Source organism: Phenylobacterium sp., from assembly GCF_016793285.1.
In the GTDB taxonomy this organism is placed as follows: domain Bacteria; phylum Pseudomonadota; class Alphaproteobacteria; order Caulobacterales; family Caulobacteraceae; genus Phenylobacterium.
Map to the genome: position 1 here is coordinate 1 of NZ_JAEUMO010000167.1, position 13,513 is coordinate 13,513.

Sequence of the window (13,513 nt, forward strand, 5' to 3'; positions counted from 1 at the left end):
CTGCTGCTTGCCCGCGAACAGCTCGAACAGCGAGGGCGCGCGGATATCCCGCGAGAGCGTGCCGCGGATCCGCAGGTCGGGCACGGGCTTGTAGCTGCCGCCGACCTTCCAGGTCGTGACCGCGCCCGAGGTGCTGTAGTGGGTATAGCGAGCCGCGCCGTTCAGATCGAGGTCGCCGACCGCGCTGTCCTTCAGCACCGGCACCGCGACTTCGCCGTAGACCTCCTTCACGGTGTATTCGCCGTCGGCGACGCCGATGTTCACGCCGGCGAAGCGGTTCGTCGTGTTCACGCCGCGAACGCCGGTGAAATCGACCGGAAGGGCCGGGTTGCTGTTGCTGGTCTGGCTCAGCGACTGGTGGCGGATCTCGGCGCCGAGGGCGATGGCGACAGGACCGGCAGGCAGCTCGAAGGGCTCGGCCGAGATGCGTGGCCGAACGCCGGCGTTCCGCGATCGGGTCCCACCCCGAGTTCAGCGCGACGCAGCAGCCCGCGGGGAGCCGACCGTGCCGGCGCTCCCAGGCGGCGATGTCGTCCGGCGTCACGCCAGCGTTGCGATCGGCCCGCGCCTTGCCCTTCAGGTCCAGGATCGCGAGCGGAACGACCAGGTCGCCGACCGGGATCTCGCCCAGGCTGCGGCCCGTATCGCCGAAGTGGCGCGGGGCGTCGATGTGGGTGCCGGTGTGTTCGACCAGCGAGAGCAGGTTGAGCTTCATGCCGACCGCCACGCCCGAGCCGTCGATCGCCTGCATGGCGATGCGCGTGCGCGGCGGGCTGAGGTTGAAGTCGTCGGTCAGTTCGTGGGTCATGTCGACCACCCGGAGCGGGCGGCCGTGCAGGCTGATCGCGGCGGCCGCCGGGGCGACCGGCGCGGCGGCGGCCGGCGTCGCCAGCGCGGCCAGGGCCGACATGAGACCGAAGACACCTCGGCGCCCGACGATCGGGGATGACGAGTCCATGAGCTTCCCTTCCCTGCTGCGGGATCGCCGGCCCGTGCGCCGCCAGGCTCGGGCGGTCGCTATTCGGCCGCCGAACGGCTCTTGCGCGGCGCCACCAGATCGTTGCGGGCCAGCCGGCGGATGGAGGCCTCGAGCCGACGCTCGGCCTCGTAGATCTCGCGCTGGGTCTGCATCGCGGCGGTCATGTGCAGGCGGGCGGCCTCGCCGGCCTGCACGGGATCGCGCGCCATGATCGCTTCGTAGATCGCGCGGTGCTCCTGGAGCTGGGAGTCCTTCTGGTTGCGATGCTCGTAGAGGTTCTTGCGGTTCAGGTAGACGTTCGAGCGCAGGATGCTCTCGAGGCTCCGCATGAAGTGGAGCATCATGATGTTGTGGCTGGCTTCGTAGATCGCGAAGTGGAACTCCGCGTCGGCCTTGGCGATGCTGTCCACGTCCTGCTCGTCGTGCGCGGCGACCATCGCCTCGAAGCACCGGCTGATCGCCTCGCGGTCGACCTCGGACGCCCGCTCCGCCGCCAGCGACGCCGCCGCCGCCTCGACCACGGAACGCAGTTCAAGGCAGTCGATCCGCGCCTCGGGCGTGTCCATCAGGAGCACAAGCGGATCCCGCAGCGAGCGGCCGACGCTGTCGCTGACATAGGCCACGCCCTGGGCGTTGGTGGTGAGCAGGCCCAGGTCGATCAGCTTGTCGAGCGCCTCGCGCAGCGACGGGCGCGATACGTCCAGCTTGGTCGACAGCTCGCGCTCGGACAGCAACCGCTCGCCGGGCCGCAGCGAACCTTCCAGGATCATCTGCTGGATGTGCTCGGCGATCGCGTCCGCCAGCTTCGCCGGCCTGATGGTTTGGGTATTCATTCGTCCCCGCCCAAGACAGGAGATTGATCATATAGCCCGAGCGGCCGGCGACGATACAGCCGGGGGCCGCCCTGGCCATTCTGGCGTCCGGTCATGACGGCTGGCCAGCGCGCCGTCAGGCCGGGATCAGCACGGCCTCGAACGCACCCACCGGCGGCAGGTCGAACCAGGTCCGTCCATCCTTCGCGACGCCCTTCAGCGCCTGGCCGCCGACCAGGGCCCTGGCGCCCGCTCCCGCCCCCTGGACCCCCAGGCGCAGGCCGTGCAGCTTCGGCGGCATGTCGTAGCGACCGTTGCGCTGGCCCGCGTAGTTGATCACGTGCAGCAGCGTGCCGCCGTCGCCCGTGCGCAGCGCGTTCAGTTCGAGCGGGCCGTCGCCGGTCAGGGCCCAGCGCGACGCCGGGGCGTACCTGGCGGCGAGCGCGGCGATGAGCTGCTGATGCATCGGCAGACCGTCACGGTAGTACTGCCACTCGTTCAGCCAGGGGATATGCACCGCATGACCCTTGCCGTGCGCGCGCACGGCGACGCCGGGAATCTTGCGCGGCGTGTCGCCGGGGATGGCGTAGCTGAACTCGGGCGGGCCCCAGCGCTCGTCGGGCGCGAACGGGACGAGGTCGGTGGTCCCCGGCCGCAGGCGTCCGCCGAAGTAGAGCGCATCGACGGGGACGCGATTGGCGCTGAAGCGCAGCGGACCCTTGGTCGGATCCAGCGACCAGCCCTCCGCCTTCTGCGGCTCGCCGTAAGCCTCGATCGGCAGCGAGGCCAGCGCCGTGGTGGCCCGCGGGCGACCGGCGCCGTCGAAGCCGGCGGTCATCCCCGTCGCGATCAGCAGGCCGCCGTTCGCCACCCAGGCGTCCAGCGCCGCGGCTTCGGCGTCCGACATGCACAGCATGTGCGAGGCCACGATCACGTCGTAGTCGGAGAGCTTCGTCTTGCCTTCGACCACCCGCTCGCCGTTCACCGACTGGAACGGCAGGCGCGAGTCGACGAGCGCCGAGTAGGCGCCGCGGAACGAGCCGTTGCGGTAGCTCGCCCACGGGGTCGCCGCCGCGTAGCGCTGGGTGGCTTCCGACTCGTAGAGGCCGACACGGCCGATCGGGGTGGTCCTGGCGTAGTGGCGGCTGTTGGCGGCCTCCCACTTGAAGAGCGCCGAGACCGGCGGCAGCCAGGTCTGGTCGTCCTGGTCGGCCAGCGAGCCCATCAGGTAGAGGTCGAGGCGGGCGCCGCAGGCGAGCTGCTGGGCGAACCGGTTCAGATGATAGTCGGGCGTCTCGGTCACCTGGCGCCACGGATAGTCGATGTGCGCCGTCGACGTGGACGACATGGGCTTTCCGGGATTGCGGCCGATCGCCCAGCGCGCCTGCTCGCCGGCCTGGTACTGCCACTCGGGCGCCGGGCGGCGCACGCGCCGCTGCAGCTCGAAGCGCCCGACATACTCGTAGTCGTCGTGGCGGAAGATCGGCGCACCGGGGATCAGTTCGTCGGCCAGCGCATGCATGCGCTTGAAGAGGTCGGCGACGACGCGGTCCTGGAACTCCAGGTACTGGCGCCAGTTCGGATCGCCGAATCCCTCCTGCTTGGGCAGTTCCAGCCCGTACATCTCGCGGAACCTGGTCTTGCAGTTGTTGCAGACGCAGTTGCCGCGCGCGCGGCCGGCGTAGTCGTTCTGGCCGAAGCCCACGCCGTTGAAGAAGACGCCGTCAGGCTTGTAGACCGTCAGCGCCTCGCGCAGCATCTTCAGCGCATAGTCCTGGAGCCACGGACCGTTCGGGCAGGCCTGATAGGTCCCGGCGAACTCGGTGGGCTGGCCGTCGCGGTTCAGCACGAACCAGTCCGGATGGGCGTCATAGACGGGCTTCAGCGCCTTGGAGGTGTCGAAGCGGCCCAGATAGGCCAGGCCCTCGTCGTGCGAGGCCTTGATCATCTCCGCCACGAAGTCGGTCTTGAGGTAGGGGTTCTTGTACTGGAGCTCGAGCTTCGTGGGGTAGAAGGCGACGATGCCGCCGATGTTCGAGACGATGGCCGTGCCGCCGAAGTCCTTCACGGCCCTGGCGATGACGCGCGGATCCTCCAGCACGTCGATCTCGCGAAGGTTGGTCTGCACGATCCGGTAGTCGCGCTCCCACCAGCCCTTCTGCCCCGCGGCGGTCTGGGCGACGGCAGAGCCCGCCGCGCCCGCGGCGATCGCCGCGCTGGTGAGCGTGAGGCCCTGCAGCACGAACCGTCGTGATGCGCCGCCCTGGATGCCTTCGTCGCCCATGTCGCCTCCCAGTGATGTCGTTGCGTGGCGGCCGTTCGTCGGCGCGCTCACCCGGCTGTGCTCGTGACCTCGTGGTCGGCGAGCGCCTCGAGCGCCCGGACCATCGACGCGTGATCCATGTCGGCGCCGCCCCGCGCCACGCAGGCGCTGAACAACTGCTGCGCGCTGGCCGTGTTCGGCAGCGACATCCCGAGCGCGCGGGCGCTGGAGAGCGCCAGGCCCAGGTCCTTCTGGTGGAGCGCGATGCGGAAGCCCGGCGCGAACGTGCGGTCGATCATCCGCTGGCCGTGGACCTCCAGAACGCGAGAGGCCGCGAAGCCGCCCATCAACGCCTCGCGCACCCTGGCCGGATCGACGCCGGCCTTGCTGGCGAACACCAGCGCCTCGGCCACCGCCTCGATGTTCAGCGCCACGATGATCTGGTTGGCGACCTTGGCCACCTGGCCCGCGCCCACGTCGCCCACGCGCGTGATGTTCTTGCCCATCAGGGCGAAGAGCGGCTGAACGCGCTCGAACACCGCGGCGTCGGCGCCGCACATGATGGTGAGGCTGGCCGCCTTGGCGCCGACCTCGCCGCCCGACACCGGCGCATCGACGTAGTCGCAGCCCAGCGCGCGGATCCTCTCGGCGAACTTCCGCGTCTCGATCGGGTCGATCGAACTCATGTCGATCACGCAGGCGCCCGCCTGGAGTCCCGCGGCCACGCCGTTCGCGCCGAACAGCGCCGCCTCCACGTCGGGCGTGTCGGGCAGCATCAGGACGACGATCTCGGCCCCGGCCGCGAGTTCGCGCAGCGACCCGCAGACCGTCGCCCCTCCTTCGAGCAGCTCCGCCGGCAGCGGCGAGCGGTGCTGCGCCAGCAGGAGCTCGTGGCCCCCGGCCTGGAGATGCTCCGCCATGGGCCGCCCCATGATCCCGACGCCGACGAACCCGACCTTCATACGCTTCGATCCCTCAACTCTGTGCGGCCGGCCGAGCCTACCAGCGGTATCGCGCGCCGAAGCCGAAGAACCGTCCGCGCAGGTCGTAGAACTGCGAGCCGGCCGAGGCGGCGATCGTGATGGTCCCGTTGGCGATCAGCGGCGGATCCTTGTCCAACACGTTCTCGACCTTGGCGTAGAGCTGCACGCGCTCGGTCAGGTCGTATTGCGCCGACAGGTCCAGGTAGACGAACGCCGGGTAGTTGTTCTTGTCGAGATCGAGCGGGCCGTAGGTGTTGTCGTACTTGCCCTTGCCGACCACGTTGACCAGCGCGCGCAGATTCAGCGGCCCGTTGGCGTAGCTGACCGTCGTCGACGAGCGGAACTTCGGGGTCGCGAAGGTGCCCTGCAACTGGCCGGCCGTATCCACCGACGAGGCGCCGGTCGAGGTGATCAGGCGGTCGACGTAGGTGACGACGGTGCGCAGGCCCACGTCGCCCGACAGGCCCGAGCCGAGCTCGTCCAGCGGGAACTGGTACGAGGCCTCGAAGTCGATGCCGCGGGTCTTCAGCGTCTGCGAGTTGAAGGCGGTGACCTGCACCTGGGTGATCGTGTTCGCCGCGTCGCGGGTGATGCCGGCGCAGAACGTCTGGTCGCCGCCGAAGCAGCGGTCGACCACTTCCTGGGCCGTCGGGACGGTCAGCGCGTCCTTCAGGTCGATATCGAAGACGTCGGCCGACAGTTGCAGACGCGGCAGGAAGTCGGGCTGCAGCACGACGCCGGCCGTGAAGGTGTGCGCCACCTCCGGATCGAGGTTTCGGTTGCCGCCGGCCAGGGTGTTGATGTTGGCCGTGCGGTTGGTCGTGCGGTCGATGACCGTGGTGCCGGCGCGCAGCGACGAGGCCGAGAAGAGGTCGTCGATCTTCGGCGCGCGGAAGTCCTTCGAGTACGCGCCGCGGAAGCGGACCTGGGTGTTCACCGCCCAGTTCAGGCCCACCTTCCAGACCGCGGTCGAACCGCTGGTGGAGTAGTCGACGTAGCGGCCGGCCAGGTCGAGGTCGATGCTCCGGGCGAACGACGTATCCCTGGCGAGCGGGACGCTGGTCTCGCCGTAGCCCTCCCACACCTTCACCTGCCCGGCATACGAGGCGAACGTGCCCTGCCGCCAGCCATTGATGTTGGAGATCGGGTCCGACTTCGAGTTGACGGTGTCCCTGCGGTACTCGGCGCCCGCGGCGACCTTGATCGGGCCGGCCCAGGTCGCGCCCAGCTCGCCGCCGACGTTGGCGGCAAGGTCCAGGCTGCGCGAGAACGACCGCTGGAAGGATGTGCCGGTCACATAGTTCACCGCCGCCTGCGAGATCGTGTTCTCGCCGAAGATGTTCGCGGGCGCGCAACCGTTGTTCGGATTGGTCAGGGTCGAGCGGCAGACCGGCTGGCCGTTCGGGCCGGCGACCGCGTCCAGGGCCAGCAGCCAGTTGGCCTGGTTGCGGTTGAACTCGCCCGTGTTCTCGGCCAGCGAGTAGGTGTAGCTCGCGCCCAGTTCCCAGGTCCAATCGTCGAGGAACGAGCCCTTCAGCCCGGCGCCGGCGCGATAATAATGGTTTCTCGAGGTGTTGTAGTTGATCCCCGTCTCGGGATTGGTCCGCCCGATCCGGATCGTCGCCAGGTTGTTGGCCACCATCGCGGCGCGGATGTTCGCGGGCAGGAACACGTTGTCCTGCCGGATGGTGATGTCGCCGTTGTTGTAGTTGAAGTTGTTGGTCGAGACGGCCTTCGTCCGCGAGCCGAGGAAGTCGAGCCGGGCCTCGATGTCCGGGGTGACGTCGTAAGTCACGCGGCTGAAGGCGCTCTCCTGCTTGATCGACGGGATCAGCACGCCGAAGTCGGGCTGAGTCAGCAGGCCCGAGCCGCCCTGCATCCAGACGGTGCCGAAATTGGTCCCGCGGACGAACAGGCTCTGTTGGCCGCCCGGACCGAACTGGATGTTCTGCAGCGGGCCCGCGGTGACGATCACGCCGCCGTTGGTCATCTGCGACAGCCGCGCGTTCGGCACGATCAACTGGCGGAACTGGCCGTTGGTGGCGGTGTAGGCGGCGTTGGGCACCAGCGTGACGCCGTCGTCGCCCCAGCCGCGCTGGCCCTGGTAGAGGATGTCCGGCCGGTCGAGGTACGAGGCTGCGAAGACGACGCGACCGCGGCCATCGTGGAACTTGCCGCCCAGCGCGAGGCTGGCCGTCACCGTTTCGGAGTCGCCGCGCGAGGAGACGCCGTACTGGATGTCCGCCTTGCCGCCGTCGAGCTTGTTGTTGAGGATCACGTTGACCACGCCGGTCACCGCATCCGACCCGTAGACCGAGGACACGCCCGCCGTGACGATCTCGACGCGGGTGATCAGGGGCGCGGGGATGACGTTGACGTCGAAGCCGCCGACCGGGCTCGAGTCCAGCAGCCGCTGACCATCCAGCAGCACCAGCGTCCGGCTGGAGCCGAGGCCGCGCATGTTGAAGTTGCTGACGCCGATGCTGCGGCCGCCGCCCTGGATCTGGTTGGGGCGCAGCGCGGGGATGTCGCGCAGCAGTTCCACCACCGTCGAGGCGGCCTTGGCTTCGAGCTGCTTCTCCGAGATCGCGGTCACCGGGGTCGGCGTCTCGAAGGTGGTGCGCGCGATGCGGCTGCCCGTCACGACGACCTCGTCGAGCGCGGCTTCGCCTGCAGCCGGTGCGGCGGCGTCCTGCGCCATCGCCGAGGTCGCGACCGCGGCGGCGCTCACCCCGGCCAGGAGCATGAAGAACTGGGACCTGTTGGCCATCTATCCCCTCCCTGGAGGCAGCGTCGGCCGCCTTGCCGGACTTCGCCGGTTCGAGTTTTGGATAAATGATTGTACCAAGTTCTGCAATGGCCATTTTGGATGGCCGATAACCTCCACCCACAGGGTCGTCGCGGCCTTCCGCACGGCAGGGGGTGGACGAACCCAGGCTCTGCGGCACAATGGTTCGCATGCTAAGGGATTGCGCATGCGACGACTCGAAACCCGTCATCTCTGCACGTACCGGGCCGCGCTGGCCTCGCCGCAGCAGGACGTGGGCGCGGCCTATTTCGGCCGGCGGATGATCGCCCAGGTCACGGGCGGCGAGTTCGCGGGCGATCGGCTCCGCGGGACCGTGCTTCCCGGCGGCGGCGACTGGGCCACGATCGACGCGGGCGGCACGCTGCGGCTCGACGCCAGGGTCACGCTGGAGACCGACGACGGCGCGCGCATCTACGTGTCCTACAGGGGGGTGCTGCGGCCCTACGCGGTCGCCCGCGCGCACGGCGCGAAGGGCGGGCCCGCCGACGACGCCGAGGCCCGCCAGCTCTACTTCCGCACCGCGCCGGTCTTCGAGACCGGCGACGCGCGCTACGCCTGGCTGAACGACATCGTCGCGGTGGCGTCCGGCAAGGCGCTCGGCCATTCGGTCGAGTACGAAGTGTTCGAGGTCCTCTAGGGAGACGCCCGTGTCAGAGTTCGGTTTCGGCGATCGCCGGCTGAGAAGCGAGCCGCTGTGCTGCGCCGCCTTCGAGGTGGGCGACATCCTTCCGCTCGGACCTTCGCCGTGGACGAACCGGCGCGTCGGCTACATCACCGGCGGCCGCTTCGAGGGGCCGCGGCTGAGCGGCGAGATCCTGCCCGGCGGGGGCAACTGGCCGCAGTCGGCGGTGGGCCCCGACGGCGCGGCCGTCGGCACGTTCGACGCCCGCAGCGTCTGGAAGACCGACGACGGCGCGATCGTCTACGTCGCCTACACGGGCCGCAGCCTGATCCCTGCAGACGTGGGCGAGGCGTTCCGCGACCCCGCGCAGCCGCCCGTCGATCCGTCGCGCTACAAGCTCCACATCGCCCCGGTGTTCGAGACCCCCGACCCGCGCTACGCGTGGCTGAACACGGTCCTGGCGGTGGGCGTCGGCGAGCGGGTCTCCGGCGGCGTGCGGCACTACATCTACGCCATCACCTGAGCGGCTCGTCCGACATCCGGGCCGTCTCGGCGGCCAGGTTCTCGGACATCGTCTTCAGCACCCTGAGGCACGTCTCCAGGTCGTCCGGGGACAGGCCCCGGGCGGCGACCTCGTTGATCCGGTGCGCGCGGGGCATCAGTTCGCCCTTCAGCGCCCGGCCCCGCGCCGTGAGGAAGACGTTCACCTTGCGCCGGTCCTCGGCGTTGCGGGCGCGCTCGATCAGCCCCAGGCGGTCCATGGCGCGCAGCACCGTCACCGCGGTGGGCTCGGTGACGTTGTTGATCTGGGCCAGGCGCCTCTGGGTCGCGCCGTTCTCCAGCCACAGCGCCCGCAGGAAGTACCAGAACCCGCTGGCGAGGCCCTCTCGGGCCAGGTGGGCGTTCAGCGCGCGATCGAACGCCCGGTGACAGCGCCGCACCTGGAAGCCCAGGCTGCGGTCGGGCGGCAGGTCGTCCGCCCCCGAGGGGGTCCGTGCGGGCCCCGTCGGAGCGGCGTCATCGGGTCGGGGAGCGGCCATCAGATCTTGAACGCCTCGAACGTCTCGGCGGCGAACAGCGCCTCGGGGTCGAGCCGGCGCGGCGACAGCCCCTGTTCGTGGTGATAGCGCAGGAAGGTGTCGAGCACCGCGCGGTTGCGGGCGAAGCCATAGGGCCACCAGTCCGCGCCCAGCTCGGCGCGGGCTTCCTCCACCGCCGCGACCTGCCACGGCAGCATGCTGGTCATCGCCGAGGTGACGGCGAGATTGTCGTAGGTGACCTGCTGGGCGGCGCAGAAGGCCTTGAACAGCGACTGCGCGATCCAGCGGTTGGCCTCGTAGACACTGCGGCGGATGGCGATCACGTGCATGATCGGGAAGATGCCCGTGCGCCGGAAATAGGCCTTCTCCACCGCCACGAAGTCGGGGAACAGCCGCCGCACGTCGTCGGGGCGCGAATAGAAGGTCGAGGGCGTGCGCGCGGTGTGCAGGGCGTCGATCTCGCCGTCCGCCAGCATCGCCGACAGGGTCTTGTCCGGTCCGATCGGGGTCACGTCGAACTGCGGCGGCAGGTTCAGCTTGAGCTTCTCGTCGCGCCCGGGCTCCTCCTCCCCGCCGGTGACGTAGCGCACGCCGGCCGGATCGACACCGTACTCGTCGGCGAGGATGCCGCGGATCCAGACCGGCGCCGTCATCTGGTACTCGGGCACGCCGACCCGCTTGCCCCCCAGGTCCTTCGGCTCGCGGATGCCGCTCCGCGCCGAGACGAAGATGCAGGAGTGGCGGAAGAACCGCGACGGGAACACCGGGATCGCGACGAACGCGGGATCGTCGCGCGTGAGCGACACGCAGTACGAGGAGAGCGACATCTCCGCGACGTCGAACTCGCGGTTGCGGAGCATGCGGAAGAAGGTCTCCTCCACGTGCAGCGGCAGGACGTTGAGGTCGATCCCCTCCGGGCGGACGCGGCCGTCGGCCAGGGCGCGGGTGCGGTCGTAGTCCCAGCACGCCAGCGTCAGGCGCAGCTTGCTCATGGGCGGGTCTCCAGTTCGGCGATGGCGATCTCGCGGTCCTCGGCGGCCGAACGCAGGATGGCGAGGCAGACGGCGAGGTTCTCGGCGCCCCACGCCCCGTCGTGCAGCGGCGGCCTGCCGCCGACGACGGCGTCCCACACCTCGTCGATCACCGCGTGGCGGGTGGCGGCCGGGGGCGGCAGGTCCACGGTCCAGCGGGAGTCCGGGCCGTAGGCCTCGACGCCGTGGGGCGTGAGCCGCAGATCGCCGCGCTCGCAGGCCACGAGGACGAAGCCGAAGTGCTCGTGCCCCACGGGCGCGGACGCGGACGCCGCGGCGGCGCCGTAGGCCCGGGCGGCCTTCAGCGCCGGCTCGTCCGCCCCCGCCAGCCGGCGGCGCGCGAGGCCGTGGACGTCGGGGTCGCGCGCGGCGCCGGTCTCGCCGGTCCAGCCCATCAGGGCGTCGGTGTCGTAACGGCCGTAGCCGGAGTAGGTCAGCGACGCCGAGGCGCCGCCGTCGAAGGCGAGGAAGGCCTGGTACGCGCCCTCGGTCGGGCGGGCCGTGTCCCACACGCCGGTCGCGGCGCGCACGCTGCGGACGGGGCGGCCCACAAGCCGGCGCACGACGTCGACCTGGTGGACGGCCTGGCTGAACACGACGCCGCCGCCGCGGGCGCTGTCCAGCTCCTCGGGCCGGCGCGGGCGGTAGAGGAAGTCGGTGAAGGTCACGGCCGTCACCATGCGCGCCGCGCCGAACGCCGCGCCGCCGACGAGCCCGGCCGCCGCCGCCACGGGGGGGTCGAAGCCGTGACTGGGCCCTACGACGAGCTGCACGCCGGCGGCCTCGGCCGCCGCGGCGATGGCGCGGCAGGCGGCGAGGTCCAGGGCCATCGGCTTCTCGAGCAGGATGTGGCGGCCGTGGCGGGCGGCCAGCGTGGCGAGCGCAGCGTGGGTCTGGTGCGGCGTGGCGATGTAGACCACCTCCACCTCCGGGTCGGCGCAGAGCGCCTCTGCGCTGTCGTAGGCCGGCGCGCCGAATTCCGCGGTGAAGGCCGCGCGCGCCTCGGGACGCAGGTCGGCGGCGGCGACCAGCCGGACGCGCGGATCGCGCGCCAGTGTCGGCCGCGTCAGGTCGAAGCCGCGGCTCAGGCCGATGACGCCGAAGCGGAGGACCCGGTCGGCCATGTCGCGCGTCCCTCCCCTGCGCCGCTTCTGGACAGCCGCCGCGCCGGCCCATAAAATACTTAGCTATCTAAGTCTGATCGGACAACCGCCCATGAGACCCGCCGACAACGAACTGCTCTGCCGCGTCGAGGGCGAGGCGGCCATGGGCCGGGTGATGCGCCAGCACTGGCTGCCGGTATGCATGAGCGAGGAGGTCGCCGAGCCCGACGGGACGCCGCTGCGCTCGCGCCTGCTGGGCGTGGACCTGGTGGTGTTCCGCGACACCAAGGGGCGCGTGGGCGTGATGGACGAACGCTGTCCGCACCGCGGCGCGTCGCTGGCGTTCGGGCGCAACGAGGACTGCGGCCTGCGCTGCCTCTACCACGGCTGGAAGTTCGGCGTGGACGGCGAGATCCAGGACATGGCCTCCGAGCCGCCGGACAGCCGCATGAAGTCCCTGCGTCACCGAGCCTATCCGGTGCAGGAGGCGGGCGGCTTCGTGTGGGCGTGGCTGGGCGAAGCCGACGCCGTGCGGCCGTTCGAGGCGCCGGCCTGGGCGCCGACTTCGACGACCAGGACGTCGATCGTGAAGATTCACGCGGCCTGCAACTGGGCGCAGGTCCTGGAGGGCGCGATCGACAGCGCCCACTCGTCCAGCCTGCACTCCACCAACATGCCGACCGCGCAGGTGGAGGGCTCGACCGCCACCGACACCGCCTGGCTGCGCCCCTCCGACGACAAGGCCCCGCGCCTCGAGGTCCAGGCCACGGACTACGGATTCCACTACGCCGCCGTCCGCCGCCCGATCCGCGATCCCGAGACCCACGCCTACGTCCGCACCACGGTGTTCATCGCCCCCTTCACGGTGCTGATCCCCCCCAACGACCAGTACAACCTGGCCCAGATGCTGGTGCCGATCGACGACGTGAACTGCATGTTCTACTGGGTCGCCTGGCACCCGACGAAGGGCATCTCGCAGGACGCCTGGCGCCGGTTCTGCGCGGCCGAGGTGGGCGTCGACCTGGACGCCGACTACCGCAAGCTGCGCAACCTCTCGAACAACTTCCTGCAGGACCGCGAGAAGATGAAGGCCGGCGACTTCACCGGCATCGTCGGCATCCCGGCGCAGGACATGGCGATGTGGGAGAGCATGGGCCCGATCGCCGACCGCAGCGCCGACCACCTGGGCTCCAGCGACGCGGCGATCATCCAGTTCCGCCGCCAGATGGCCGCGGCGGCGAAGGCCGCGCTGGCGGGGGAGCCGGCGATCGGCACGAGCGGCGCGGTGCGGCATGTCGACCTGGCCTCGTTCGAGGGGGTCGTGCCGCGGGAGTCGGACTGGCGGGCGTTCACGACCCGCAACGCCCGGGCGGCCGAAGCCGCCGAGTAGGCGGCGTCAAACGCTTTGACATCGACGGGGCCGCGCCGCACTCCAGGCGCTTGCGCGACGGAGGCGGCGGCTCGGTGACGGCGGACGGAGATATCAGGCACCTGCTCCTGTCGCTCCTGCAGGGCTTCTACTGGTTCGACGAAGGCCTTCAGAACTACTTCCAGGCGCGCGGCTGGCCGCCTGTGACGCGGCCGCAGTCCATGGTGATGGCCAACATCGCGCTCGGCGTGCGGCGTCCTCCCGACATCGCCCGACGCCTCGGGGTCAGCCGCCAGGCGATCCACGCCACCCTGAGCCAGATGGTCGCGCTGGGAATCGTCGCGCTGGCGGACGATCCCACCAACGGGAAGGTCAAGGAGGTGGTGCTCACCGCGCAGGGCGAACGCATGCGGCGGGACGCGCAGCGCGCGATGCTGCTGATGGGTGAGGAGCTGGGCCGCAGGCTGGGCCAGCCTGCGCTGCTGCGGGCCGCGCAGCTCCT

Annotated in this window: 12 protein-coding genes and 1 pseudogene; 4 read left to right on the top strand and 9 right to left on the bottom strand. The window is 70.5% G+C overall.

Going from position 1 to position 13,513, the window contains the following annotated elements; genetic code table 11:
- The 6 genes and pseudogenes from JNL41_RS15045 to JNL41_RS15070 all read right to left on the bottom strand — a co-directional run.
- On the bottom strand, positions 1–291 hold a 291-nt coding region (locus tag JNL41_RS15045), incomplete at its 3' end, for a TonB-dependent receptor (protein WP_293476294.1).
- 223 nt (positions 292–514) lie between these two features.
- Positions 515–958: pseudogene (locus JNL41_RS22590) on the bottom strand (cyclase family protein); the annotation flags it as partial.
- Between the two features lie 59 nt (positions 959–1,017).
- Positions 1,018–1,812 (bottom strand): FCD domain-containing protein, encoded by a 795-nt coding sequence (locus JNL41_RS15055; RefSeq protein ID WP_293476298.1) that lies wholly within the window; start codon positions 1,810–1,812, stop codon positions 1,018–1,020.
- Positions 1,813–1,927: 115 nt separating this feature from the next.
- On the bottom strand, positions 1,928–4,075 hold the full coding sequence (locus JNL41_RS15060) for an alpha-amylase family protein (protein WP_293476300.1): 2,148 nt from the start codon (positions 4,073–4,075) through the stop codon (positions 1,928–1,930).
- Positions 4,076–4,122: 47 nt separating this feature from the next.
- Entirely contained in the window at positions 4,123–5,016 is an 894-nt protein-coding gene (locus JNL41_RS15065) for a 2-hydroxy-3-oxopropionate reductase (protein WP_293476302.1), read from the bottom strand.
- A gap of 37 nt (positions 5,017–5,053) precedes the next feature.
- Positions 5,054–7,807 (bottom strand): TonB-dependent receptor, encoded by a 2,754-nt coding sequence (locus JNL41_RS15070; RefSeq protein WP_293476304.1) that lies wholly within the window; start codon positions 7,805–7,807, stop codon positions 5,054–5,056.
- Positions 7,808–8,012: 205 nt separating this feature from the next.
- Here JNL41_RS15070 and JNL41_RS15075 point away from each other — a divergent pair, with 205 nt between their 5' ends.
- The gene (locus JNL41_RS15075) at positions 8,013–8,483 is read left to right on the top strand and encodes a DUF3237 domain-containing protein (RefSeq protein ID WP_293476306.1); all 471 of its coding nucleotides are present in this window, start codon (positions 8,013–8,015) and stop codon (positions 8,481–8,483) included.
- Between the two features lie 10 nt (positions 8,484–8,493).
- Positions 8,494–8,991, top strand: a complete 498-nt coding sequence (locus tag JNL41_RS15080; protein WP_293476308.1) for a DUF3237 domain-containing protein — start codon at positions 8,494–8,496, stop codon at positions 8,989–8,991.
- Here JNL41_RS15080 and JNL41_RS15085 read toward each other — a convergent pair.
- Genes JNL41_RS15085 through JNL41_RS15095 form a run of 3 tightly spaced genes read right to left on the bottom strand, consistent with a single transcriptional unit; the run spans position 8,984 to position 11,663 of the window.
- On the bottom strand, positions 8,984–9,508 hold the full coding sequence (locus JNL41_RS15085) for a MarR family winged helix-turn-helix transcriptional regulator (RefSeq protein WP_293476310.1): 525 nt from the start codon (positions 9,506–9,508) through the stop codon (positions 8,984–8,986). The two genes, JNL41_RS15080 and JNL41_RS15085, sit on opposite strands and share 8 nt — an antisense overlap.
- Positions 9,508–10,500 carry an ABC transporter substrate-binding protein gene (locus JNL41_RS15090; RefSeq protein WP_293476312.1) on the bottom strand — a complete coding sequence of 331 codons (993 nt, stop codon included), beginning with the start codon at positions 10,498–10,500 and terminating at the stop codon, positions 9,508–9,510. Before JNL41_RS15090 ends, JNL41_RS15085 begins: the two co-directional genes overlap by 1 nt.
- The gene (locus JNL41_RS15095) at positions 10,497–11,663 is read right to left on the bottom strand and encodes a Gfo/Idh/MocA family oxidoreductase (protein WP_293476313.1); all 1,167 of its coding nucleotides are present in this window, start codon (positions 11,661–11,663) and stop codon (positions 10,497–10,499) included. The genes JNL41_RS15090 and JNL41_RS15095 overlap by 4 nt, the downstream gene beginning before the upstream one ends.
- Positions 11,664–11,754: 91 nt before the next feature.
- On the opposite strand from JNL41_RS15095, the gene JNL41_RS15100 reads away from it, so the two are divergent.
- Positions 11,755–13,032 (top strand): Rieske 2Fe-2S domain-containing protein, encoded by a 1,278-nt coding sequence (locus JNL41_RS15100; protein WP_293476315.1) that lies wholly within the window; start codon positions 11,755–11,757, stop codon positions 13,030–13,032.
- Positions 13,033–13,106: 74 nt separating this feature from the next.
- Positions 13,107–13,513 (top strand): MarR family winged helix-turn-helix transcriptional regulator (locus JNL41_RS15105; protein WP_293476317.1); only part of this gene is annotated, 407 nt, incomplete at its 3' end.

What these genes read in the sequence shown, in the direction of transcription:
- JNL41_RS15055 (WP_293476298.1), bottom strand. Translation starts at nt 1,812, where the DNA reads ATGAATACCCAAACCATCAGGCCGGCGAAGCTGGCGGACGCGATCGCC.
- JNL41_RS15060 (WP_293476300.1), bottom strand. Translation starts at nt 4,075, where the DNA reads ATGGGCGACGAAGGCATCCAGGGCGGCGCATCACGACGGTTCGTGCTG.
- JNL41_RS15065 (WP_293476302.1), bottom strand. Translation starts at nt 5,016, where the DNA reads ATGAAGGTCGGGTTCGTCGGCGTCGGGATCATGGGGCGGCCCATGGCG.
- JNL41_RS15070 (WP_293476304.1), bottom strand. Translation starts at nt 7,807, where the DNA reads ATGGCCAACAGGTCCCAGTTCTTCATGCTCCTGGCCGGGGTGAGCGCC.
- JNL41_RS15075 (WP_293476306.1), top strand. Translation starts at nt 8,013, where the DNA reads ATGCGACGACTCGAAACCCGTCATCTCTGCACGTACCGGGCCGCGCTG.
- JNL41_RS15085 (WP_293476310.1), bottom strand. Translation starts at nt 9,508, where the DNA reads ATGGCCGCTCCCCGACCCGATGACGCCGCTCCGACGGGGCCCGCACGG.
- JNL41_RS15090 (WP_293476312.1), bottom strand. Translation starts at nt 10,500, where the DNA reads ATGAGCAAGCTGCGCCTGACGCTGGCGTGCTGGGACTACGACCGCACC.
- JNL41_RS15095 (WP_293476313.1), bottom strand. Translation starts at nt 11,663, where the DNA reads ATGGCCGACCGGGTCCTCCGCTTCGGCGTCATCGGCCTGAGCCGCGGC.
- JNL41_RS15100 (WP_293476315.1), top strand. Translation starts at nt 11,755, where the DNA reads ATGAGACCCGCCGACAACGAACTGCTCTGCCGCGTCGAGGGCGAGGCG.